Origin of the sequence: Kitasatospora albolonga (genome assembly GCF_039535905.1) — a bacterium.
Taxonomy (GTDB): domain Bacteria; phylum Actinomycetota; class Actinomycetes; order Streptomycetales; family Streptomycetaceae; genus Kitasatospora; species Kitasatospora albolonga.
The window spans coordinates 50,836-73,461 of the sequence record NZ_BAAAYB010000014.1; the positions used below are offsets into that span (position 1 = coordinate 50,836).

Annotated in this window: 21 protein-coding genes; 5 read left to right on the top strand and 16 right to left on the bottom strand. The window is 73.6% G+C overall.

All coding sequences use genetic code 11. From position 1 onward, the window contains the following. Positions 1–133 precede the first annotated feature (133 nt). The 4 genes from ABD946_RS04320 to ABD946_RS04335 all read right to left on the bottom strand — a co-directional run bounded on the left by ABD946_RS04320 (position 134) and on the right by ABD946_RS04335 (position 5,031). The gene (locus ABD946_RS04320) at positions 134–1,849 is read right to left on the bottom strand and encodes an SDR family oxidoreductase (RefSeq protein ID WP_345280214.1); all 1,716 of its coding nucleotides are present in this window, start codon (positions 1,847–1,849) and stop codon (positions 134–136) included. Continuing rightward, the gene (locus ABD946_RS04325; protein ID WP_345280215.1) at positions 1,846–2,688 is read right to left on the bottom strand and encodes a M24 family metallopeptidase; all 843 of its coding nucleotides are present in this window, start codon (positions 2,686–2,688) and stop codon (positions 1,846–1,848) included. Before ABD946_RS04325 ends, ABD946_RS04320 begins: the two co-directional genes overlap by 4 nt. Beyond that, on the bottom strand, positions 2,685–3,758 hold the full coding sequence (locus tag ABD946_RS04330) for a PDR/VanB family oxidoreductase (RefSeq protein WP_345280216.1): 1,074 nt from the start codon (positions 3,756–3,758) through the stop codon (positions 2,685–2,687). The genes ABD946_RS04325 and ABD946_RS04330 overlap by 4 nt, the downstream gene beginning before the upstream one ends. Before the next feature lie 379 nt (positions 3,759–4,137). Beyond that, on the bottom strand, positions 4,138–5,031 hold the full coding sequence (locus tag ABD946_RS04335) for a metal-dependent hydrolase (protein ID WP_345280218.1): 894 nt from the start codon (positions 5,029–5,031) through the stop codon (positions 4,138–4,140). Between the two features lie 204 nt (positions 5,032–5,235). Here ABD946_RS04335 and ABD946_RS04340 point away from each other — a divergent pair, with 204 nt between their 5' ends. Next, positions 5,236–6,201 (top strand): DUF6528 family protein, encoded by a 966-nt coding sequence (locus ABD946_RS04340; RefSeq protein WP_345280219.1) that lies wholly within the window; start codon positions 5,236–5,238, stop codon positions 6,199–6,201. A gap of 7 nt (positions 6,202–6,208) precedes the next feature. Here ABD946_RS04340 and ABD946_RS04345 read toward each other — a convergent pair whose 3' ends face one another. From ABD946_RS04345 to ABD946_RS04365, 5 genes are all read right to left on the bottom strand, one after another. Beyond that, the gene (locus ABD946_RS04345) at positions 6,209–7,144 is read right to left on the bottom strand and encodes an SAM-dependent methyltransferase (RefSeq protein WP_345280221.1); all 936 of its coding nucleotides are present in this window, start codon (positions 7,142–7,144) and stop codon (positions 6,209–6,211) included. Next, positions 7,141–7,797, bottom strand: coding sequence for a cysteine hydrolase family protein (locus tag ABD946_RS04350; RefSeq protein ID WP_345280223.1), 657 nt, complete (start codon positions 7,795–7,797; stop codon positions 7,141–7,143). Before ABD946_RS04350 ends, ABD946_RS04345 begins: the two co-directional genes overlap by 4 nt. Then, positions 7,794–8,915 (bottom strand): isocitrate/isopropylmalate family dehydrogenase, encoded by a 1,122-nt coding sequence (locus ABD946_RS04355; protein WP_380150505.1) that lies wholly within the window; start codon positions 8,913–8,915, stop codon positions 7,794–7,796. Before ABD946_RS04355 ends, ABD946_RS04350 begins: the two co-directional genes overlap by 4 nt. Further along, positions 8,912–9,451: an EF-hand domain-containing protein gene (locus ABD946_RS04360; RefSeq protein WP_345280225.1), complete on the bottom strand. Its 540-nt coding sequence runs from the start codon at positions 9,449–9,451 to the stop codon at positions 8,912–8,914. Before ABD946_RS04360 ends, ABD946_RS04355 begins: the two co-directional genes overlap by 4 nt. A 166-nt stretch (positions 9,452–9,617) precedes the next feature. Further along, a complete protein-coding gene (locus ABD946_RS04365; RefSeq protein ID WP_345280311.1) occupies positions 9,618–10,376 on the bottom strand; it encodes an IclR family transcriptional regulator in 759 nt (252 codons plus the stop codon). A 187-nt stretch (positions 10,377–10,563) separates the two neighbouring features. On the opposite strand from ABD946_RS04365, the gene ABD946_RS04370 reads away from it, so the two are divergent. Further along, complete coding sequence (locus ABD946_RS04370) at positions 10,564–11,601, top strand: SPFH domain-containing protein (RefSeq protein ID WP_345280227.1); 1,038 nt, start codon at positions 10,564–10,566, stop codon at positions 11,599–11,601. Next, positions 11,598–12,494, top strand: coding sequence for a hypothetical protein (locus tag ABD946_RS04375; RefSeq protein ID WP_345280229.1), 897 nt, complete (start codon positions 11,598–11,600; stop codon positions 12,492–12,494). The genes ABD946_RS04370 and ABD946_RS04375 overlap by 4 nt, the downstream gene beginning before the upstream one ends. A gap of 48 nt (positions 12,495–12,542) precedes the next feature. Here the strand turns inward: ABD946_RS04375 and ABD946_RS04380 are convergent, their stop codons facing one another. From ABD946_RS04380 to ABD946_RS04410, 7 genes are all read right to left on the bottom strand, one after another. Continuing rightward, positions 12,543–13,769 (bottom strand): L,D-transpeptidase, encoded by a 1,227-nt coding sequence (locus ABD946_RS04380; protein ID WP_345280231.1) that lies wholly within the window; start codon positions 13,767–13,769, stop codon positions 12,543–12,545. 294 nt (positions 13,770–14,063) lie between these two features. After that, a complete protein-coding gene (locus ABD946_RS04385; protein ID WP_345280233.1) occupies positions 14,064–15,527 on the bottom strand; it encodes a catalase in 1,464 nt (487 codons plus the stop codon). A 112-nt stretch (positions 15,528–15,639) separates the two neighbouring features. Beyond that, complete coding sequence (alc, locus tag ABD946_RS04390) at positions 15,640–16,905, bottom strand: allantoicase (protein WP_345280235.1); 1,266 nt, start codon at positions 16,903–16,905, stop codon at positions 15,640–15,642. After that, positions 16,902–18,284, bottom strand: a complete 1,383-nt coding sequence (allB, locus tag ABD946_RS04395; RefSeq protein ID WP_345280237.1) for an allantoinase AllB — start codon at positions 18,282–18,284, stop codon at positions 16,902–16,904. Before allB ends, alc begins: the two co-directional genes overlap by 4 nt. A gap of 125 nt (positions 18,285–18,409) precedes the next feature. Then, positions 18,410–19,534: a glycerate kinase gene (locus ABD946_RS04400; protein ID WP_345280239.1), complete on the bottom strand. Its 1,125-nt coding sequence runs from the start codon at positions 19,532–19,534 to the stop codon at positions 18,410–18,412. Positions 19,535–19,839: 305 nt separating this feature from the next. Next, positions 19,840–20,727 carry a 2-hydroxy-3-oxopropionate reductase gene (locus ABD946_RS04405; protein ID WP_345280241.1) on the bottom strand — a complete coding sequence of 296 codons (888 nt, stop codon included), beginning with the start codon at positions 20,725–20,727 and terminating at the stop codon, positions 19,840–19,842. A 37-nt stretch (positions 20,728–20,764) separates the two neighbouring features. Further along, positions 20,765–21,604, bottom strand: coding sequence for a TIM barrel protein (locus ABD946_RS04410; protein WP_345280243.1), 840 nt, complete (start codon positions 21,602–21,604; stop codon positions 20,765–20,767). A 180-nt stretch (positions 21,605–21,784) separates the two neighbouring features. On the opposite strand from ABD946_RS04410, the gene ABD946_RS04415 reads away from it, so the two are divergent. Beyond that, a complete protein-coding gene (locus ABD946_RS04415) occupies positions 21,785–22,039 on the top strand; it encodes a thiamine-binding protein (RefSeq protein WP_345280245.1) in 255 nt (84 codons plus the stop codon). Next, the gene (locus ABD946_RS04420) at positions 22,036–22,413 is read left to right on the top strand and encodes a helix-turn-helix domain-containing protein (RefSeq protein WP_345280247.1); all 378 of its coding nucleotides are present in this window, start codon (positions 22,036–22,038) and stop codon (positions 22,411–22,413) included. Before ABD946_RS04415 ends, ABD946_RS04420 begins: the two co-directional genes overlap by 4 nt. The last annotated feature ends 213 nt before the right edge of the window (positions 22,414–22,626 follow it).

Here is a 22,626-nt window from a genome sequence, read left to right on the forward strand (position 1 = left end):
TGACGGTGCGTCGGAGGTGACGGTGCGTCGGAGCGGGGCCGGGCCGTACGTCCGTCCCAGTCTGCGGTGGGGCCGGTCCCGGGCGGATGAGGCGCGGGTCCCGGGTGTGTCCCGGGCCCACGGCCCGGGGGCCTCAGGTCACGTTGAGCCGGGCGGCCAGCCGGAGCAGGCCGGGGGCGAAGCGGCTGAGCAGGTAGGCGCCCTTGGCCTCCGGGGTGACCGGGACGACGGCCTTGCCGGTGCGGACGGCCTTGAGGATCTCGACGGCCACCTTCTCCGGCGGGAAGTTGCGCCGGGCGTAGAGCTTGGAGGCGCGCTCCTGCTTGGCCGACTGCTCCGCCTCGGTGGTGGCCGAGAAGGTGGAGGTGCGGGTGATGTTGGTGTTGACCAGGCCCGGGCAGATCGCCGAGACACCGACGCCGGAGGAGGCCAGCTCGGCCCGCAGGCAGTCGGAGAGCATCTTCACCGCGGCCTTGCTGGTGGCGTACGCGGCCAGTGCCTTGGAGGGCAGGTAGGCGGCGGCCGAGGCGAGGTTGACGATGTGTCCGCCGTGGCCGCGCTCGGCCATCAGGGTGCCGAAGGCGCGGCAGCCGTGGATGACGCCCCAGAGGTTGACGTCCAGGACACGCTGCCACTCCTGCTCGGTGGTCTGCAGGAAGGTGCCGGAGTGGCCGATGCCGGCGTTGTTGACCAGCACGTCCGGCACGCCGTGGTCGGCGGCGACCTGCTTGGCGAAGGCGTCCACGGCCGGGCCGTCGCTGACGTCCAGCCGGTACGCGTGGCCGGTGCCGCCGCTCAGGGTGCACAGCTCGGCGGTGCGGGCGGCGGATTCGAGGTCGAGGTCGGCGACGACCACCCGGGCGCCCTCGGCGGCGAAGGCCAGTGCGGTGGCCCGGCCGATGCCGCTGCCCGCGCCGGTGATCACCACCAGTTCGCCGGGTGCGGCCGGGCCTCGGTCCTGCCCGGCGGAGACGGCGGCGGTGAACTCCCGCACGTGCCCGGCCACCACCGCGCCGTGCTCCAGCAGGGCGGACCAGTGGGTGCCGTGGACGGTGCGCCGGGTGAGCTTGGGCGCCCAGTGCTCCAGGCCCTCGGAGAGGAAGGGCTCCACGTAATGGTCCCGGTCGAGGGTGAGCAGCTGGACGGGGACCTCGGTGTAGCGCTCGCGCGGGGCGCGCACCGCCGGGCGCATGTTGGCCCGGTAGAGCTCGATGCCGCGCACCGCGTCCTGCTTGAGGGTGGGCTGCGGGTGCCCGGGGCGCGGGTTGACGCCCTCCAGGTCGTGCAGCACCCGCGGCCAGGCGCGGGCCAGCCAGAGCCGCCAGGTGGCGGGGGCGAGCAGCGGCAGGTGGAAGGCGGTGATGTACCAGGAGTGCGCGCCCTGCACCAGCAGCTGGCGCAGGTGACGGGGCGTCGGGCGGCGGAAGCGCTTGCGCATCCAGAAGCCCATGTGGTCCAGGCAGGGGCCGGACATCGAGGTGTAGGAGGCGATCCGCTGCTCGGAGCCGGGCTCGGTGACGGCCTCCCAGGACTGCACCGAGCCCCAGTCGTGGGCCACCACGTGCACCGGCCGGTCCGGGCTGACGGCGTCCGCGACGGCGAACAGGTCGGCGCCCAGCAACTCCAGCCGGTACCCGTCGCGGTCGGCCGGGACGCCGGACTCGCCGGCCCCGCGCACGTCGTAGCGCACCACGTGGTGGTCGGCGGCCAGGTCCGCGGCCACGTCGTCCCAGACCACGTGGGTGTCGGGGTAGCCGTGCACCAGGATGACGGTCGGGTGCGACGGGTCGCCCTGCTCGAAGACGGCCAGCGGCAGGCCGTGGGAGTGGACGGTACGGCGGCGGATCATCGGGCGGCCCCCTCGGTGGTGGTCCAGCGGCGGACGTGCGGCAGGTCGTCGTCGAGCCAGTAGGCGTCGTCGTCGGTGACCACCAGCAGTTCCTCGAACTTGATGCCGACCTCGCGGAAGCCGATGTGCGGCTCCACCGCCCAGATCCCCGGCGTCGGCGCGTGCCGGGAGGAGCGGCCGTCGGCCCAGAGCGGCGAGCGGCCGTGCAGCCGCTCGCTGATCAGCTCACGGCCGAGCGTCTGGAGTGTACGCACGCCGAAGCCGAAGAGGTTGACCCCGGCCGGGCCGCGGGCGGTGTTCCTGGTCACCTGGTGGCCGATCACCCGGCCCGGGTAGACCTTGTGCCGGTTGTCGTAGCCGTGCGCGGCGATCTGGGCGTCGACGGCCTGGTAGACCTCGTTCAGCGGCTTGCGGGCCCGCACCTCACGGAGGATCAGCTCCCGGTAGACCTGGAGGTCGGCGGCCAGCTTGTCCCAGATCGGGTTCTCGCCGACCTTGCCGCCGTAACCGATGTCGGCGGTGTAGCCGTCCACCACGGGCGCGCAGTCGAGGACGTACGGCATGCCCTCCTCGAGCTTGCGCTTGCCCGCGAAGAACTGGAGCGGCGTGTGGAAGTGGCGGAAGGCGGTGCGGTCGCCGAACCAGGCGAACGGGACGTGGAAGAAGTCCTGCACCCCCGCCTTCACCAGGCACTGGCGCAGCTTGAGGGTGGCCTGACGCTCCGTCACGCCCGGCTCGATCCAGGCCGCGACCTGCTCGGCGCAGTGGTAGGCGAGCTGCTGGGTCTCCCGGAAGCGGGTGAGGTCCTGCTCGGTGTAGCCGAAAGTCCCGGTGCTCATCGGTCCTCCAGGGTGAGGTGCTCCCCCTCGGGGGCGCGGGAGACGCAGGGCAGGAAGGCGCCGGCGGCGCGGTCCTCGGGGGTGAGGCGACGGTCCCGGTGTTCGGGGGTGCCGGAGGTGACGCGCAGTCGGCAGGTGCCGCAGAAGCCCTGGTGGCAGGAGTAGGCCAGGGCGGGGTTCTGCTCGCGCAGCACGTCGAGTGCCGAGCGGTCGGCGGGGACCTGGAGCTCCGGGCCGTCGCCGAGGCGGACGGTGAAGGGCTTCCCGTCGACGACCGGGGCGGCGCCGAAGCGCTCGAAGTGCAGCGAGGCGGCCGGGGAGGCCTCCAGTGCCCGCTGGACGGCGGCCAGCATGGGGGTCGGGCCGCAGCAGTAGACGGCGGAGCCGGGGCGGGCCCGGGCGAGCAGCTCCTCGGCGGGGGTGGGCGGGCCGGTGAGCACCTCGACCCGGTCGGCGCCCAGGGCACGCAGCTCGGGGAGGAAGGGCATGGAGGCCTCGTCGCGGCCCGCGTAGACCAACTTCCAGTCCAGGCCGAGGCGTTCGGCCTGGTGGACCATCGGGAGGATCGGCGTGACGCCGATGCCGCCGGCCAGCAGCAGCACGGTGGGCTCGGCGCAGAAGGCGAAGCCGTTGCGCGGGCGGCGGGAGGTGAGGCGGACGCCCTGGTGGAGCGCGTCGTGCACCTCGACCGAACCGCCACCGCCCCCGGGGATGCGGCGCACCGCGATCCGGTAGGAGCGGCGGTCGGACGGGTCGCCGCAGAGCGAGTAGTGCCGCACCAGGCCGGAGGGGAGGGTGAGTTCGAGCCGGGCGCCGGGCTGCCAGCCGGGCAGCGGGGAGCCGCCCGGGTCGGCGAGGCGCAGCTCGGCCACGCCGTCGGCGATCAACCGGTGCGAGACGACCACCAGTTGGAGCGGCGGCACCGGCCGGGCGGCGGGGCGGCGCGGGTTGCGGCGCAGCCCGGGGCCGCCGAACCGCGGGTTGAGCCAGTCGGCGAAGGCCGTCAGCCGGCTCATGTACCGGTCCGCCCGGGGACGGCCGTAGAGGTCGGGCGGCAGGTCCAGGTCCATCCGGACGGGATCCTCTCGGTGCAGGAACGGCGGGGCGTGGGGTGGGGGTGGGGCGAGCGGAGCGGACGGGCGGAGCGGGCTGGCGAGCGGGCGAAGCAGGCAGGGCGGTGCTGGCCGGCCGGCGGGTACCGCACCTGCGGCTCCGCCGGCCGTGGCGGGCCGGTTCCGGTGCCCCGGTGACCGGCGTCGGCCGTGCCGCGTCCGCAGCGGCCGCCTGCGGCACGGCGCCGGCCGTGGCCACGGGCTGCCGGGGCGGATGCGGCGGCCGGGGCTCCTTCCCGTGTCCGCTCGGTCTGACCGCCCGTCAGGGCGCCCCCGGCCGGCGGCCCGGCGCGGGTGAAACCCGACCGGCCCCGGCCGCGCCCGGTCGGGCCGCCCGTCAGTGGGTGGCGGCGGCGCGGGCGGCCGGGGAGGCGGCCAGGTAGGCGAGGGCCTGGGAGGAGGAGCCCTCCTGAGTAGGGTGGTACTTCGGGCGGAAGTAGCGCAGCGCCGAGCGGAACGCCTTCGCGGGCTCGGGGAGCAGGCCGCGCCGGGCGATCTGCTGCGCCTCCCGCCAGGTGGGCCGGACGGAGCCGCGCAGCGAGGGGTCGGCGGCCAGCAGGAAGCGGACGCCCCGCACCCACAGGTGGACCAGGGTGGGCCCGGCGATGGCCATGCCGCGCAGGCGGCGCAGGTAGCCCGGGTCCAGGTGGACCATCAGGTCGTAGGCCACGCTGCGGTGCTCCACCTCCTCCGCGCCGTGCCAGCGCAGCAGGTCGAGCATGGTGGGGTCGGCCTTGGCCCGGTCCAGGCCCGGGGAGTTGAGCACCCAGTTGCCGAGGAAGGCGGTGAAGTGCTCGATCGCCGCGACGAAGGCGACCCGCTCGATCAGGTACTCGCGCTGCTGGAGCGGGGACTGGCCGTCCCGGGGCCCGAGGATCCGGTGGAACAGCCAGGTCACCTGGCGCACGTACGGGCGCGGGTCGAGGCCCTGGCCGAGCAGGTGGTCCAGCACCTCCTGGTGGGCCTCGGCGTGGATGGCCTCCTGGCCGATGAAGCCGAGCACCTCCTCGCGCAGCTGGTCGTCGGTGATAAGCGGCAGGGCGTCCTTGAAGACCTCGACGAACCAGCGCTCGCCCTCGGGGAGCAGCAGGTGCAGCACGTTCACGGTGTGGGTGGCCATCGGCTCGTCGGGGATCCAGTGCAGCGGCAGCGCGGCCCAGTCGAAGTGGACGTCGCGGGGCTCCAGCACCAGGGAGTCGTGGACGGCGGGGGGCACAGCGGGACGGGACACGGGGGCCTCCTGACCGGCGGGTGGACGAGGGGTGACGACGGCTCGACCCCAGGCAAACTACTCGCGGGTATGGCGACCCACAAGGGTTTCGACCATTCTTATCGACAACGTGTCTAATAGCTTTCGGGTGACGCCCCGACCTGCGCCGCCGCACCGGCGATTCCGCCCCGGACGATCACCTATCAACGGTTAACCTGACGAATCGTGAGCAGCCTTCGCCGCCCGCCCCGTTCGCTCCTCGCCCTGGCCCTGTGCGTCTCGGTGGCCACCGGCGCCACCGAGGCCCACGCCTCCCACCCCGCCGTCACGCCGGTCGCGGTGACCGACCAGCTGTCCGGCTCCGTCCTGGTCATGGCCGGGCCGCTGCCGCAGCTCGGCGAGCGCCGGCCGCCGGTGATCTGGTCCTGGAACGCCGAACGGGCACCGGAGCTGGCCGGGATGAGACGCTCCGTGGGCGCCAACCCCACCGAGGCCAAGTCCCGCCGGTGGCACGGCCACCGCTACCTGCTCGCCACCGCCTCGGGCGGCCTGGCCGCCGTGGTCGAGCAGCGGTCCCGGCAGGTGCGCTGGGCGGTCGACACCGGATCGGGCAACCCCCACAGCATCGAGCTGCTGCCGGACGGCAACGTCGCGGTGGCGAGCAGCGCCTCGGGCCAGCTCCGCCTCTACACCGCCTCGCAGGGTCCGCACAGCGACCACTACACCTGGCACCCGCTGCCCGGGGCGCACGGGGTGCACTGGGACGGCGCGCGTGGACTGCTCTGGGCCCTCGGCAGCACCGAGTTGACGGCCCTGCGCCCCGGCGGCACCCCCGCCGCGCCGACCCTCACCACCGTCCGGACCGTCCCGCTGCCCGGCCCGGGCGGCCACGACCTCGCCCCGGTGGCCGGAGCCCCGGGACGGTTCTGGATCACGGCCCGGGACCGGGTCTGGCAGTACGACCCGGCCGACGACTCCTTCACGCCCTTCCCCCGCGCGGAGAGCGGGGAGCCGGTCAAGAGCGTGGACGACGACCCCGTCACCGGCCAGGTGATGACCGTCTCCCCCGACCCCGACACCGCCTGCCCCTGGTGCAGCTCGACCCTGGCGCTCCACCGGCCGGACAGCCGCCGCGAGCTGGCCGGACTGCGCTTCTACAAGGCCCGCTGGTGGTACCCGCAGGACCGCTGAGCACCCGTCAGGCCGCCGGCCCGACCGCCCCGGGCCGCTCGGCGAACACCCAGCGGTTGGCCGCCAGCGCGTCGTCCGGCTCGGGCAGCGGGCCGCGGCCGCGCAGCGCGGTGAACTCGTACGGGCTGCGCACCGTCACCGTCCAGCCCCGGGCGGCGAGTTCGGCGGCCGAGTCCGGGCGGCTGCCGGTGGCGAACAGCGCCACCAGGTCGATGCCGAGCCGCTCGCGGGCGGCGGCGTACACCGGGGAGGAGCGGATCGCCGGGGACTCCGCGTCCACCTCCTTCACCTCGTAGGCCAGGGTGCTGCCCGGGGCGCTCAGCCCGTCCAGGCGGGCGACCAGACGGCGCTCGGCCTCGGCGGGAAGGTAGAGCAGCAGCCCCTCGGCCAGCCAGGCGGTCGGCAGCGCCGGGTCGAAGCCCGTGGCGGCGAGCGCCGCGGCCCAGTCCCCGCGCAGGTCGGCCGCGACCGTCCGGCGCTCCGCCGCGGGCCGCGCGCCGGTGCCGTCCAGCACCTGCTGCTTGAACGCCAGCACCGGCTCGGTGTCCAGCTCGTGGACCACGCAGCCGGCCGGCCAGTCCAGCCGGTAGGCCCTGGTGTCCAGGCCCGCGCCGAGCAGCACCACCTGCCGGACGCCGAGCTCCCGGGCGGACCGGAGCAGGTGGTCGTCCAACGCCCGGGTGCGCAGGCCGAAGTAGCGGCCGAGCCGGCCCCAGAGCGGATCGGCGTCTCCGCCGGGGACCTGGCCGGGACGGACCGGCCAGTCGGCCGGGTCGGCCCGGTCCGCCGCCGCCGCCGCGCGGACGAAGTGCTCGGCCAGCGGGTCGCGGGCCAGGGCGTCCGGGCGGTGGGTCTCGACGGCCCGGGCCGCCGCCACCAGCAGGGCGGTGCGGCCCACCCCGACGGCCACCCCGCCCTGACCCCGGGTCAGCAGTTCGGTCATGCCCGTACCCCCTGCGGCTCCGGCGCCGCCCAGGCCGCCGGATCCGTCCCGGACAGGGTCCGGGCGCCGTACAGCGTGGCCGCGAAGCGCAGCACCTGTTCGTACGGGAGGTGGAGCGAGGTGGTGCAGTCCGTCAGCACGGTGATGTGGTGGCCCTTCTGGAAGGCGGTGCGGGCCGTGGAGTCCACGCAGACGTCGGCGAACAGCCCGGCCAGCACCAGGTGGCCGATCCCCCGCGCCCGCAGGTGCCGCTCGAAGCCCTCGGCCAGGAAGGCGTCGAAGCAGGCCCGTTTGGTGAAGACCCGCTCCTCCGGACCGGGCGAGACCCGGTGGAACTCGGCGCCCCAACTCCCCTCCGCGCACTTCGGCGGCCGCCCCCGGCGCAGGTCGCGGGCCCGCCAGGCGGGGCCCTGGTGGGCGGGGTCGCCGAGGAAGCGGACGAACACCACCTCCAGACCCCGCCGCCGGGCCTCGGCCACCGCCCGCTCGCAGCCCTCCGCCACCCGCTCCAGGACCGCCGGGTCCCCGGCGAACCGGGCGGTGGCGACCGGGCCCACGCAGAAGTCGTTCTGCAGGTCCACCACCACCAGCGCGGTCGCCGACCCGGTGACGGTGGCCGGGCCCACGGGGGCGACGGCCTGAGTGTCCGTCATGCGTTCCGCGCCAGGGCCGGGGTACGGGCCAGCCGCGCGAGCAGCGCGTACGCGACCTCGGTGGTGGAGTGCCGCCCGCCCAGGTCGGCGGTGGCCACCCCGTCCCGCTCCAGCTCGGCCAGGGCGGTCTCGACCCGCTCCACCGCCCCCGCGACACCCACGTGCCGCTCGGCGACCAGGGCGGCGGCCCGGACGGTGGCCACCGGGTTGACCAGGTCACGGCCCGCCAGGTCGTCGGCGGAGCCGTGCACCGTCTGGTACTCGACCAGGCCGGCCACGCCCCGGTCCAGGCAGACGTTCTCGGTGCAACGATTCTCCTGGCGCCCGGAGCCGAAGCGGTCCAGCAGCACGACGTGCATGATGTCGGCCCACTCGTTGCCCGCGATCAGCAGGGTGCGCTCCGGGAGGCCGTGGGCGATCAGGTTCCGGTTGACGGTGTCGGGCTGGTAGACCTCGATCGGCACGCCCAGCCGCTCGGCGGCGGCGGCCACCCAGCGGTCGAAGGCCCCGTCCAGCAGGTGGAACTTGTAGGCCATCACGATCCGGTCGATCCGCCCGTCCGGCCACTCCCGGCGGGCCCGCCCCAGCGCGTGCTCGATCACCGCCTCGGTGAGCTCCTGACTGAAGGTCAGGGTGCGGGTGAGCCGGCCCGGGGCGTGCTCGTTCTCCCCGGTGTAGAAGCCCTGGGCCTGGTCGCGGACCAGCAGCAGTGACGTTCCTTCTTCCCGCAGCAGGTCGACCTTGACGGCCCGCAGCCGCCGGCGCACCAGGTAGAGCGACTGGGCGTTGATCGCGGTGCGGAAGACCGCGGTGGCGCCCCGGGCCGCCAGGCTCCGGCAGAACTCCTCGTAGTGCTCGGCGTCCCGCGCGGTCAGCCCCTGGATCTCGGCCGGGTCGCCCTCGCCGCGCAGCGAGACGTACGAGTGGTAGAGGCGGTCGGAGCGGACCAGCTCCACCCCGCCCGGGTGCCCCTCGGTGAGCGCGGCCAGCACCCGCTCGAAGACGGTGGCGAGCTCGGGACCGGTGCCCCGGCCGACCGCGAGCCCGATCACGGGCGCGGGCCCGGTCACGGAGTCGGTCGCGGCCGGGGCACCCGCCTGGCGGACGATCGCGTTCACCGGGCCGCCGCGCCGGAGAGGAGGCGGTCGCCCGCGATGCCGGCCTTCTCGGGCCGGTAGTAGTCGCGGATCGCCTCGGCCCAGACCGGCACCTCCACCCGGTCGCCGTCCACCGGGCCGAGGGCGTCGAACAGCGCCTCGATGTTGGGGAGTTCGAAGCCGATCGCGGTCATCACGGCCAGGAAGTCCGGCCGGGTGACCAGCTGGTCGCCGTCCGGGTCGGCCAGGCCGGCCAGCGCCTCGGCGAACTCGTCCACCACGGCGTCGAAGCGCTCGGGGTCGAGCACCACGGCCCGGAACTCCTCGGGGCTGATCCGGCCGTCGCCGTCCACGTCCAACTCGCGGACCAGGGTGTCCCAGTAGCGGTCCAGCGCGGCGGCCAGCCGGTCCTTCGCGACGGCGTCGGCCTGCGGCAGCGCCTCGGCGACCCGGCGGGTCATCAGGTCGAAGTCGTCCGGCTCCAGGACGCCGTTGCCGTCGACGTCGAAGAGCGAGAACACGAGTCCGACGCGGTCGGTGGCCTCGGAAGTGGGCATGGCGGAGCACCTCTCGGAGCGAAGGGGGAGTCGCGGCCGGTGATCTTGGCCTGGCCGCCGACCCAGTATCCAGCTCCGCCGGGCGCCGGATGATCCCGAACGGCCTACGGCCCGCCATTGCACCCGAACGAGGGAATCCGCCGCCGAGCGGGGGACGCGGAGGCGGTCAGACCGCCATCGCCAGCATCAGCGGCGCCGCCCGGTCGGCGAGCAACTCGGCTGCGGCACGCAGCCGGTGGGCCTGCTCGACCGGCAGCGAGGTGGCCAGGCAGCCGACCGTGGTGCCGGCCGAGACCGGGACGGCGGCGCAGACCGTGCCGAGCGAGTACTCCTGGATATCCAGCACCGGGACGGTGGCGGGCTGGCGCTCCAGACGGTGCATCAGCTGCTGCTGGTCGGTGATGGTGCGGGCGGTCAGCCGGGCGGCGGGGTGGCGGGAGAGGTGGTCCCGCCGTCCGTCGTGGTCGAGCTGGCCGAGCAGGCACTTGCCGATCGCACTGGCGTGCGCGGTGGCCCGGAAGTCCACCCACTCCAGCACGGCGGGGGCGTGGTCGCCGGCGGCCACCGCCTCCACCGAGAGCTCGCCGTCGTGGTAGCGGCTGAAGTAGACGGCGGCGCCCAGCTCGTCGCGCAGTTCGCCCAGCCGCTGCTCCAGCCGGGCCCGCACCAGCTGCTCGCGGTTGTGCTGCCCGAGCACCGCGACCGCGCCGCCGAGCGTCCAGACCCCGTCCACCCGGGCCAGGTAGCCCTCGAGTTCGAGCGCCTCGGCCAGCTCCCGGACGGCGGGCAGCGGTATGCCCAGCTCGCGCGCCAGGGCCGCCTCGGGCACGCCACCGGGATGGCGGTCCACCGCCTCCAGCACCCGCAGCGCCCGCCGCAGCACTCCGAACGGCCCGGCCGAGACCGGCAATCCCCGCACCGGCATGGCGACCCCCTCCGTACGCACCTGCCGCTCCCAGCGTATCCCCAGGGAGCGTTCGAGAACGGACCACCGGCGGGATTGCCCGACAGGTCGTCACCAGGTCCGTCAGCTCGGGCGGATGATCATCTCGTCATCTTGACGAGAAGGATCAGCCGGGATTATCGTCTTCATGACGATAAAGGAGAGGGACATGGCAGACATCACTCGGCGGTTCGGCTACCGGCACCTGCGGGCCGCACCCACCTCGTACGTCCGGCACCTGGAGCGCGGCAAGCTGCGCCGGGAGGGCGCCGGTCTGGCCTACTGGTTCCGCCCACTGGCCGCCAGCATCTCCGAAGTACCGGCGGACGACCGCGAGTTGACCCTGCTCTTCCACGCCCGCACGGCCGACTTCCAGGACCTCACCGTGCAGGCCACCGTCACCTACCGGATCACCGACCCGGCGGTCGCGGCCACCCGGGTGGACTTCGGCATCGACCTGGCCACCGGCCGCTGGCGGGGCGAACCGCTCGACCAGATCGGCGGGTTGCTCACCGAGACCGCCCAGCAGCACGCCCTGGAGCTGATCGCCCGCACCACCCTGGCCGCCGCGCTGGCCGACGGCATCACCCTGCTCCGCCAGCGGATCGGCGAGGGCCTGGGCGGCGACCAGCGCCTCGCCGAGACCGGGCTCGCGGTGATCGCGGTCCGGATCACCGCCCTGCGCCCCGAGGCCGAGCTGGAGCGGGCCCTGCGCACCCCCGCCCGCGAGCAGGTCCAGCAGGAGGCGGACCGGGCCACCTACGAGCGGCGCGCCGTCGCGGTCGAGCGGGAGCGCGCGATCGCCGAGAACGAACTCGCCAACCAGATCGAACTGGCCCGCCGCGAGGAGGAGTTGATCCAGCAGCAGGGCGCCAACGCCCGCCGCCAGGCCGAGCAGGCGGCGGCCGACGACGGCATCCGGGCCGAGGCCGAGGCGGTCCGCCGCACCCGGCTGGCCGCGGCCGAGGCGGAGGCCGCCACCATCCTGGCCACCGCCAAGGCCGAGAGCGACCGCGCGCTCGGCGAGGCCCGGGCGGCCGGCGAGGCGGCCTGGCTGGCGGCCCACCAGCAGGCCGGGCCCGAGGTGCTCAAGGCGCTGGCGCTGATCCGGATGGCCGAGCACCTGCCGAAGATCGACAGCGTCACCCTGACCCCGGACGTGCTGACCGGGCTGCTGACCAAGCTGGGCGGCGGGCAGTCGTCGTGACGCTCACCCCCCGGGTGGTGCTGGTGCACCGCCGCACCGAGTACGAGGAGCTGCTCGCCCGGCACGGCTCGCGCGGGCAGGCCTCCTTCTTCCTCGCCTCGCGCGGCCGTTCACTGGCCGAGGCGGAGCGGCGGCACGACCGGACGGCCGCCGCGCTGGCCGAGGTCTCGGCGGCCGTCCCGCTGGACTGGCGGCGCAGCCGGGTGGAGCGGGCCGACCTGGACCGCTTCCTCTTCACGCCCGAGGACGTGGTGGTCGTGGTCGGCCAGGACGGGCTGGTGGCCAACACCGCCAAGTACCTGACCGGGCAGCCGGTGATCGGGGTGGACGCCGACCCGGGGCGCAACGCGGGCGTGCTGGTCCGTCACCGTCCCGAGCGGGCGGGCCAGTTGCTGCGGGCCGCGGTCGGTGCGGGGGCCGACCGGCGCTTCGAGCAGCGGACCATGGTCGAGGCGGTGGCCGACGACACCCAGCGGCTGCTCGCCCTCAACGAGGTCTACCTGGGCCAGCGCGGCCACCAGACCGCACGCTACCGCCTGGCCGCCCCGGAGGCCCCGGAGGAGGCGCAGGCCTCCTCCGGCGTGCTGGTCGGCACTGGCACCGGGGCCACCGGCTGGTGCCGCTCCGTCTGGCAGGCCAGCCGAAGCACCCTCCCGCTGCCGGGCCCGGCCGCCGCGGGCCTGGCCTGGTTCGTCCGGGAGGCCTGGCCCTCCCCCACCACCGGCACCTCCCAGGTCCAGGGCCTGCTGACGGAGGGCCAGACTCTCACCCTGACCGTCGAGTCCGACGAACTGGTCGCCTTCGGCGACGGCGTCGAGGCCGACACCCTCAGCCTCGGCTGGGGTCAGACGGTGCGGATCGGCATCGCCGCCCAGCGCCTGCGGCTGCTGTGAGGGCCGCGAGGGCCCCGATGGTCCGTCACCACTGGCTCCACGGGAGGGTCACCACTGGCTCCACGGGAGCGTCCAGCCGCTCAGGCCGTTCTCCGGCTGGACTGTCTCGCCCTTGGAGTTGACGATCGAGACCACGTCGCCGATCCGGGACTCCTCGTAGAACTTGCCCGCGTCGGAGGACTTGCTGCCCGCCTCGGTGTCGAACAGGCCGACGCAGCCGTGGCTGTAGTTGCCGCGGCCGATGTTCTGGTTCCAGGAGTTGCCGTGCACGTAGGTGCCGGTGTCGGTGAGCTTCATGGCGTGCGGGACGGCGGCCAGGTCGTAGGGCTCGCCCCTGACGCCGGGGACGGTGGCCGAGTTCATCCGGGTGACCCGCTCCTTGGAGAAGATCACCATCGTGCCGTTCCAGGACGGGTTCTGGTCGTTCCCCGCCGAGATGGGGACGGAGCGGGAGCCGGCCGCCGTGGTGACGGTCATCCGGTGGGTCTTGGCGTCCACCGTGCTGATCCGGCTCTCGCCGACGGTGAAGCTCTCCTCGGCGTCCTTGTCGCCGTACAGGCCCGGGGTGATCTCCACGCTCTTCAGCCGGTACTTGACGGTGACCTTGGTGCCCGGCTTCCAGTACTCCTGCGGGCGGAAGTCCAGCCGGGTGTCGTCCTCCAGCCAGTGGCCCCGGGCCACGGTGCCGTCGCTGCCCTGGACGGTGACCGCCTTGGCCACCGCGTCCTTGTCCTTGACCTGCTTGCCGAAGTTGACCGAGACGATCATCCCGACGCCGTAGGTCTCCCCCGAGCCGATGTTGTCCCGGACCGACACCTTGCCGGCCGGCACCAGCGTGGTGAAGCCGCTGCTCACCGCCGAGACCAGCCCCTGGCCGTCCTTCGCCTGCGCGCTGACGGTGTAGGCGGTCCCGGCGACCAGGCCGCCCTCCGGCGTCCAACTCCGGCCGTCGGCAGCGGTGGTGCCCGCCACCTTGGTGCCGTTCTTGTCCGTCACCACCACCTCGGACAGCGTGCCGCCGTCCACCTCCACCTTGAGCGCCCCGGCCAGCCGGACGTCCGCCGCCCCGTTCGCCGGGCTCACCCGCAGCACGGCCGCCGAACTCTTCGGCAGCACCTCCGCCGAGGCCGACGCCGAGACCGAGGCCGCCCCGGACGCGGCCGCCTTCGGCTCCCCCGTCGTACCGCCGCAGGCCGTGCCCAGCACCAGCACACCGCCCATCACCGCTGCGGCCCCGGCCGCCCGTCCGTACGTCACGTGCTCCCCCTCGTTCATGGTTCACGCTCTATACGCTCCGACGGGGCCGGAAGGTTGCACCCGGTCCGGCGGTGGTGGGGCGTCAGAACGCGAAGCTCTCGCAGTGGATCCGGCCGCGCGGCACGCCCGCGGTCTCCAGGGCCGAGACGGCGGAGGCGGTCATACCGGGTGAGCCGCAGAGGAAGACGTCCCGCGCGGTGGAGCGGGGAGTCCTGAGGAGTTCCGGCGCAACGCGCCCGGGCCGGGTCCCTCCCCCACTGCCCGAGGGGGAGGGACCCGGCCCGTGAGGGTGGGTCAGGTGGTACGGGTGGGTCAGTTGTCGTTGCCCGCGCGGAGCTTGGTGACGGCGGCCTCCAGGCGGGCGCCGTACTCCTCGTCGGCCGCGTGGAAGTGGGCGAGGTTCTTCTCGACGACGTCGTCGCGGGAGACCTGGGAGAGGAAGCCCGCGATGTTGTCGATCAGGCGGGTCTTCTCGCCGGCCGACATCAGGCGGTAGAGCTCACCGGCCTGGAAGAAGTCGTCGTCCTTGGTGTGCTGCGGCGTCACGTAGGTGCCGGTGTGGCCGGTGACCGCGACGGGGGCGGCCAGCGGGGCGTCGGTCTGGGACGGGCCGTCGTACGAGTTGGGCTCGTAGTTCTTGGCGTCCTTGCCGTTGCGGGCCACGGCGGAGAAGCCGTCCTGGCCGTAGTTCTGCGCGGTGGTGGCCTTGGGGGCGTTGACCGCGAGCAGGGTGTGGTTGACGCCGAGGCGGTAGCGCTGGGCGTCCGCGTAGGCGAACAGGCGGCCCTGGAGCATCTTGTCCGGGGAGGCGCCGATGCCCGGCACGAAGTTGTTCGGCGAGAACGCGGACTGCTCGACCTCGGCGAAGACGTTGTCGGGGTTCCGGTTCAGCACCAGGCGGCCGACCTTGACCAGCGGGTAGTCCGCGTGCGGCCAGACCTTGGTCAGGTCGAAGGGGTTGAAGCGGTAGTCGGCGGCCTCGGCCACCGGCATCAGCTGCACGTACAGGGTCCAGGACGGGAAGACGCCCCGCTCGATGGCCTGGTGCAGGTCGCGCTGGTGCGAGTCGGCGTCGGCGCCGAGCACCTCGGCGGACTGGCCGCCGTCGAGGGAGCGGATGCCCTGGTTGGTCTTGAAGTGGTACTTGACCCAGAAGGACTCGCCCTGCTCGTTGGTCCACTGGTAGGTGTGCGAGCCGTAGCCGTTCATGTGGCGGTACGAGGCCGGGATGCCGCGGTCGCCGAAGAGCCAGGTGATCTGGTGGGTGGAGGCCGGCGAGTGGGCCCAGAAGTCCCAGACGTTGTCGGCTTCCTGGATGCCGGTGTACGGGTCGCGCTTCTGCGAGTGGATGAAGTCGGGGAACTTGATCGGGTCCTTGATGAAGAACACCGGGGTGTTGTTGCCGACCAGGTCGTAGTTGCCCTCGCGGGTGTAGAACTTCAGCGCGAAGCCGCGGGGGTCGCGGACGGCGTCCGAGGAGCCGAGGGCGCCGGCGACGGTGGAGAAGCGGAGGAAGACCTCGGTCCGCTGGCCCACGGCCGAGAGGAAGTCGGCCTTGGTGTACTGCGAGACCTCGTCGGTGACCTCGAAGTAGCCGTAGGCGCCGGAGCCGCGGGCGTGCACGACGCGCTCCGGGATGCGCTCGCGGTTGAAGCGGGCCAGCTTCTCCAGCAGCTGCTGGTCCTGGATCAGCAGCGGGCCGTACTCGCCGGCGGAGGCGGAGTTCTGGTTGTCGGCGACCGGGGCGCCGGACTCGGTGGTGAGGATCTTCGACATGAGGGTCCTTCAAGTAGCAGCGGTGCGAGGTGTTTTAGGGGCGGCAACGGAGGGTCGGCGCGGAACTGCGGCAGAGCGGTGGGCTGGCAGCGCAGTTCCTCGCGCCCCTGGCCTAGACGCCGAGCAGGCGCCAGATGGCCGAGCGGCGGCGGGAGGACTGCTCGCCGTCGGGGCCGTCGGTCGGCTGCAGGGCAGCGACGGCGGCGGTGGTCGCGGCGGCGTCCGCGAGCGGGCGGGCGGCGGTCAGCTCGGTGGCCTCCGCCGGGGTGAGGCCGGCCTCGGCGAGGGCCTGCTCGGCCTCGGCGGCGGGGACGGCGTTGAACCAGCGGAGCGCGAGGGCGGCGCGGCCGGCCTCGGTGAGCTTGCCGGTGAGGCGCAGGCGGGCCAGTCCGCCGTCCGGGTAGACGTTGATCCGCACGTGGGTGGCGTTGCGTCCGGCGGCGAGCCGGAAGCGGTGCCGGGTGTCGGGCTGGAGGCGGGTGCGGGGCAGCAGCTCGAACCAGCCGTCCGCGTCGGTGGACGGGTCGCCGCCGGTGGAGGCGTCGTAGCCGACCAGGTCGGCCCAGCCAGGGGCGTTGGCGACGAAGTAGGAGGTGTCCACCTCCGCCGCCAGGACCTCGCCGCCCCCGGCCAGGGCGATCTGTACCCAGTCGTTGGCCTTGTCGCGCCGACGCCGGGTCTCCCAACCGTCGCCCATGACGGAGGCGCGACCGGGAGCGTTCAGGTTGTGCGGGGACGAGAAGTAGCGGTCCGAGGCGGCCTCGGCCACGCCGCCGAACTCCTGGGCGGCCAGGTCGAAGCTGAGACCGTCCAGCTCGCGCGGGTCGGGCAGCACCTCGCCGTGCACCCGCAGGCGGGCCACGCCGCCGTCGGGCCAGATGTTCAGCCGGACGTGGGTGTAGCGGGTCGGGTCGGTGACCTCGAACTCGTGGGCGGTGTTGCCCTGGAGGGCGGTGCGCGGCACCAGGTCGGTCCACTCGGCGGCGGCCAGCTCCTCGGGCGAGGGGTGGCCGGGGACGGAGGCGCCCTGGACGGAGCCGGTCTCCGGGTAGTTGCCGGTGAAGAAGGCGGTGTCCACGATCACGCCGTGGATCCGGCCGGGGACGCCGAGCCGGACGACCGCCCAGTCGTGGTCCTCGTCGGTGGGGTGCGGCTGCTCGGCCGAGACGCCGCGGCGGCGCTTGGACTCCCAGCCGTCCATGATCTGGCCCTTGTGGCCGAAGGTGTGCGGGCGGAACTCGGCGGGCTTGGCGACCAGCAGGTTCTCCGCGTCCGCGAAGGTGTCCTCGTTGGTGTCGACCACGCCGGCGCCCAGCAGGCGCGAGGCCAGGTTGACCAGCTCGGTGAACGGAGCGCTCGGGGTCTGACCGGTGCTCAACTGAGGTCTCCTTCTTCGTTGTTGCGGATCTGACGGCCGAACGGCGCGGCCTCGACGTCGATCACCCGGCCGCGGAGCCAGGTGGTGCGGACGGAGCCGCTCAGGGTCTTGCCCGCGTACGGCGTCACGGGGTTGCGGTGGTGGAGGTCCTCGGCGACCACGGCGAACTCGGCGTCGGGGTCGAAGGCCACCAGGTCGGCGTCGTTCCCGACGGCGATGGCGCCCTTGGTGCCGGTGAGGCCGGCCAGCTCGGCAGGGCCGCTGCTCATCCAGCGGACCAGGTCCGTCAGGGTGTGGCCGCGGCGGCGGGCCTCGGTCCAGACGGCCGGCAGGCCGAGCTGGAGGGAGGCGATGCCGCCCCAGGCGGCGGCGAAGTCGCCGCTGCCGCCGTAGCGCTGAAGGAGCTTCAGGTCCGGGGTGGAGGGCGAGTGGTCGGAGACCACGGCGATGAACTCGCCGGCCGCCAGCGCCGCCCAGAGCTGGTCCCGGTTGGACTCGTCGCGGATCGGCGGGCAGCACTTGAAGGCGGTGTCGCCGTCCGGCACCTCCTCGGCCGCGAGGGTGAGGTAGTGCGGGCAGGTCTCGGCGGTCACCCGGACGCCGTCCTCGCGGGCCTGGCGCAGCAGCGGCAGCACGGCGGCGGAGGAGACGTGCAGGATGTGGACGCGGGCGCCGGTGCGGCGGGCCGTGTCGAGCAGCCGGGCCACGGCGGCGGCCTCGGCGTCGTCGGGCCGGGAGGCCAGGAAGTCGCGGTAGTGCACGCCCGGGTGCTGCGGGGCGGCGTCCAGGACGGCCGGGTCCTCGGCGTGGATGATGGCCAGCGCGCCGATCCGGGCCTGCTCGGCCAGCGCGGCCTCCAGGTCCTCCTGCTCGACGTGCGGGAACTCGTCCACCCCGGAGGGGGCGAGGAAGCTCTTGAAGCCGAACACGCCCTCGCGGTGCAGCGGTTCGAGGTCGGCCACGTTGCCGGGGATCGCCCCGCCCCAGAAGCCGAGGTCGACCCAGGCCTGGCCCTCGGCGATCTTCCGCTTGGCCTCCAGGCCCTCGACCGTGGTGGTCGGCGGGATGGAGTTGAGCGGCATGTCGATGATGGTGGTGACGCCGCCGGTGGCGGCCGCCTTGGTGGCGGTGGCGAAGCCCTCCCACTCGGTGCGGCCGGGCTCGTTGACGTGCACGTGGGTGTCGACCAGGCCGGGCAGCAGCGCGGTGTCGCCGAGGTCGGTGAGGTGGGCGTCGCCGACGAGCAGGGAGCCGTGCTCGGCGATCTGCTCGATCCGGCCGTCCCGGACCAGCACGTCAGCGGGGCGCTCGCCGTCCGGCAGGACCACGCGGCGGGAGCGGATCACCGCCGTGCTGGCGGGCGTCTCGCTGATGGGCATGGGGACCTCCGGGAATAGCGAAGGCGGACAAGGCAATTGGGGCCCGTTCACCGGGTCGCCAGCTGCGATTGCTCGGAGCCTAGGCCCGCCTTCAACAAAACGTCAATGTAGGAAAGTACGATCGGTCAGGCCTGCAGGAGTTCGGCCGCCAGCCGCTCCCCCGCGACCTCGGCCAGCTCCCCCGCCTTGGTCATGGAGTCCCCCGGCTGCTCGGCCAGGTCGGTCAGCGCGTACGCCGCGACGAAGCCGGCCGACCGCCACTGGGGCTCCGAGAGCTCCAGCCGTCCGGCCACGGCGGCCACCCGAACCCCCGCCCGAGTGGCCGCCGCGGCGACACCGGCGGGGGCCTTGCCGTGCAGCGTCTGCGCGTCCAGGCATCCCTCACCGGTCACGACGAGTCGTGCCCCACGCACGGCCTCGTCGAAGCCCAGCAGTTCGAGCAGCAGCTCGATGCCGGGTCGCATGGTGGCGCCGAGCAGGGCCAGGGCGGCGAAGCCGACCCCTCCTGCCGCCCCGGCGCCGGGGGCGTCACGGAAGTCCTTGCCACTGACCCCGCGGACCACGTCCGCCCAGCGGGTCAGGCCCTCCTCCAGGATCACCAGGTCGTCGCCGTCGGCACCCTTCTGCGGTCCGTAGACGGCGGTCGCGCCGCGCGGGCCGAGCAGCGGGTTGTCCACGTCGCAGGCGACCACGACCTGGACGCCCTTCAGGGTGTCGGCCAGCGCGCCCGGGTCGATCCGGTCCAGCTTGCGCAGCGCGGCGCCGCCGGGGGCGAGCTCCAGGCCGTCGGCGTCGTAGAGGCCGACCCCGAGGGCCTGGACCATGCCGGCCCCGCCGTCGGTGCAGGCGCTGCCGCCGAGGCCCAGCACGATCCGCTTGGCGCCCAGGCTGACGGCCCGTCCGATCAGGGTGCCGACCCCGTAGGAGCCGGCCGCGAGCGGCGCGGTGCGGCCGCCGGGGAGCCGGGCCAGGCCGCTGGCCTGGGCGAGCTCGACCACGGCGGTGTCCCCGCGCAGGGCGATCGCGGCGTCCACCGGCAGGCCGGTCGGACCGGCCACCTTGACGGCGACCTTCTTGAAGCCGGCGGCCAGCGCGGCGGCCAGGGTGCCCTCGCCGCCGTCGGCGACCGGGAGCTCGCGGATGTCCGCACCGGGGGCCACCCGGCGGATGCCGGCCGCGATCCTGGCGGCGACCTCGGCGCCCTCCAGGGTGCCCTTGAACTTGTCAGGGGCTACCACGATGTGACCCATGGGGACTCTCCGTTGCTCGCGCTCGATACGTCGTCAGGCCGATCATCTGCCCGGAATGACCGGGGTGCGACCCCCTCCCCGCCGTTCCCCCCGCTCCGCTTCCGACGTACGGGGGGCTCCCCTCGGCGGGGAGGGGGCCGGGCGGCGCTGGTGCTCGGAACGACCGAAGGACCGAGCGCACCGCCGGCTTGGCACGGTCGGCGGACGGGTGGATGAGCACCGGACCCGTCGGCCGACCGAACTGTGGCCCCCTGGCGACGCGGGCACGACCGGACAGGTACACGCCGCCAGGGGGAGCTATGGGGTTACTTGACCTCGCGGCCCGAGAGGCGCTCGACGCCGCGGAGCAGGGCCGAGTGGTCCAGCGAGCCGTCGCCGTTGGCGCGGGCCGAGGCGACCAGCTGGGCCACCACGGCGCCGACCGGCAGGGCCGCACCGACGGCACGGGCGGCGTCGGTGACGATGCCCATGTCCTTGTGGTGCAGGTCGATCCGGAAGCCCGGGGCGAACTGACGGTCGATCATGTTGCCCTTCTTGCGGTTCAGCACGGTGGAACCGGCCAGACCGCCGCCGAGCACGTCGAGCGCGGCCGGCAGGTCCACGCCCGCGTTCTCCAGGAAGACCACGGCCTCGGCCAGGACCTGGATGTTGACCGCCACGATCAGCTGGTTGGCCGCCTTCACGGTCTGGCCGGCACCGGCCGGGCCGACGTGGATGACGGTGGTGCCGAGCGCGTCGAACAGCGGCTTGGCCTCGGCGAAGTCCGCCGCCTCGCCGCCGACCATGATGGAGAGCACGGCCTCGACCGCGCCGGCCTCGCCACCGGAGACCGGGGCGTCCAGGGTGCGGACGCCCTTCGCCTTGGCGGCGGCCTCGACCTTGATCGAGGTCTGCGGGGTGATGCTGGACATGTCGATGACCAGGGTGCCCGGGGCCACGTTCTCCAGCACGCCGCCCTCACCGAGGATGGCCTGCTCCACGTGCGGGTCGGCCGGGACCATCGTGATGACGACCTCGGCGTCCTTCACGGCGTCGGCGATCGAGGTCGCGCCGTGGCCGCCCGCCGCCACCAGGGCGTCGATCTGGGGCTGGGTCAGGTTGTAACCGGTCACGTGGTGGCCGGCCTTGACCAGGTTGGCGGCCATCGGGCTGCCCATGATGCCGAGGCCGATGAAGGCGATCTTGCGGCTCATCGCGATACGTCCTTTGGTGCGGGGAGGAATGTGAGGGTCAGTTGGAGCGGAGCTCGCGCGGGAGCCACTCGAAGCTGTCGGCGGAGACGCCGGTCGACGGCTTGTACTCCAGGCCGATCCGGCCGGTGTAGCCGGCGGCGGTGAGGCGGGCGAACAGGTCCTCGAAGTCCAGCTCGCCGGTGCCGGGCTCGTTGCGCGCCGGGGTGTCGGCGATCTGCACGTGGCCGATCCGGTCGGCGTACTTCGTGATCACCTCGGCCAGGTCCTCGCCGTTGCGGGCCAGGTGGTAGAGGTCGCAGAGGAACTTCGCGTTCCCGAGGCCGGTGGCGGCGTTCACCTTGTCCACCACCTCGATCGCGGCCTCGGCGGAGAGCAGGGCGTAGTCCGGGGACTCGACCTTGTTCAGGGTCTCGATCAGCAGCACGGCGCCGATCGAGTGCGCGGCCTGGGCGGCCAGCGTGAGGTTCTCCAGCGCGAGCTCGTCCTGCTCGGCGGCGGAGACGCCCTCCACCCGGTTGCCGTAGAGCGCGTTGAGCGCCTTGGTGCCCAGCGACTCGGCGAGCGCGACGGTCACCGGCAGGTTCTCCCGGAAGCGCTCGCGCTCGGCCGGGACGGAGACGGTGCCGCGGGCGCCCTTGGTCAGGTCGTCCAGGAAGTTGAGGCCGGTCAGCTGCACGCCCGCGTCGGTGAACGCCTTGCGCAGCGCGTCCAGCTCCGCCTCGGACGGCGTGTGGTTCTCCCCGAAGGGCCACCAGAGCTCGGCGGCGGTGAAGCCGGCGGCCGCGGCGGCGGCGGGGCGCTCCAGGAGCGGGAGCTCGCTGAACAGGATCGACAGGTTGACCGTGTACGTGTGCTGGGAAGCGGCAGTCACGCCCATCACCTTTCACTCTTCCGATCCGAGACTTCCACGATCCGGAAGACGGATTCTGCTTGATGGAAGCTTGCCCTGCCGTCCGATGGACCGTCAAGACCGCTCGCAACATTTTGTTGAAGCTCTCCGTCGAGTCCTGCCCCTTCCGCCAAAACGCCTGATCGATAGAGTGACCAGGTGCGATTGATGGTGGAGTTCACGACAGAACCGTTCGAGCGGGACACGTTCCCCGAGCACGCCGAGGCGGCCCTGAAGGCGGTGACCGACGCCGGACTCGAGGTGGCGGTCGGCCCCTTCGGGACCGACGCCCGGGGCGAGGCCGAGGACGTCGTCACCGCTGTGACCACGCTGCTGCGCGAGACCCTGGCGGCCGGCGCCACCCGGATCTCCGTCCAGGTCAGCGTGCTGGACCAGGAAGAGGAAGGAGGGGGTAGCGCGTGAGCGAGGCCCTGGATCACCCGCTGGCATCGGCGATAAAGCCGCTGCTGGAGGCCGTCGGCGCAACCGAGGTCGCGCTCGACGAGGCCCGCCCGGACGACGTGGTGCTGGAGTGGGAGGGCCGGGCGGCGATCGCCGTCCGGCTGCCGCACCTGAGCAGTGCACTGGACCGTCTGCTGGCCGAGATGACCCGTCAGTTCGACGGGCGTCCGCTGACCGAGCTGGACCGGTACGAGAAGCAGCGCGTGGTCGCCCTCCTGGAGGAGCGCGGCGCCTTCACCGTCCGACACGGCGTGGAGACCGTCGCCAGCGCCCTCGGCGTCAGCCGGTTCACGGTGTACAACTACCTGAACCGACAGGACGGTTCGAAGGGCTGACCTGACGCTGTCCGCCCCGTCCACTGGCTGCGGCCGGGGCGCCGCGCCCAGTCTTGCCGACACGGCGGACCGGGCACACTTGGCGAATCGCACACCAAAAGGGCCGGTCAGAGCACTTGGCCCAAAACGTAACCACCAACAGTTCAACAAAGTGTTGACGGCTACGGGTGGCGGATCTAGCTTTTCCGGGTGGCACCACTCTTCAGGAGGCCC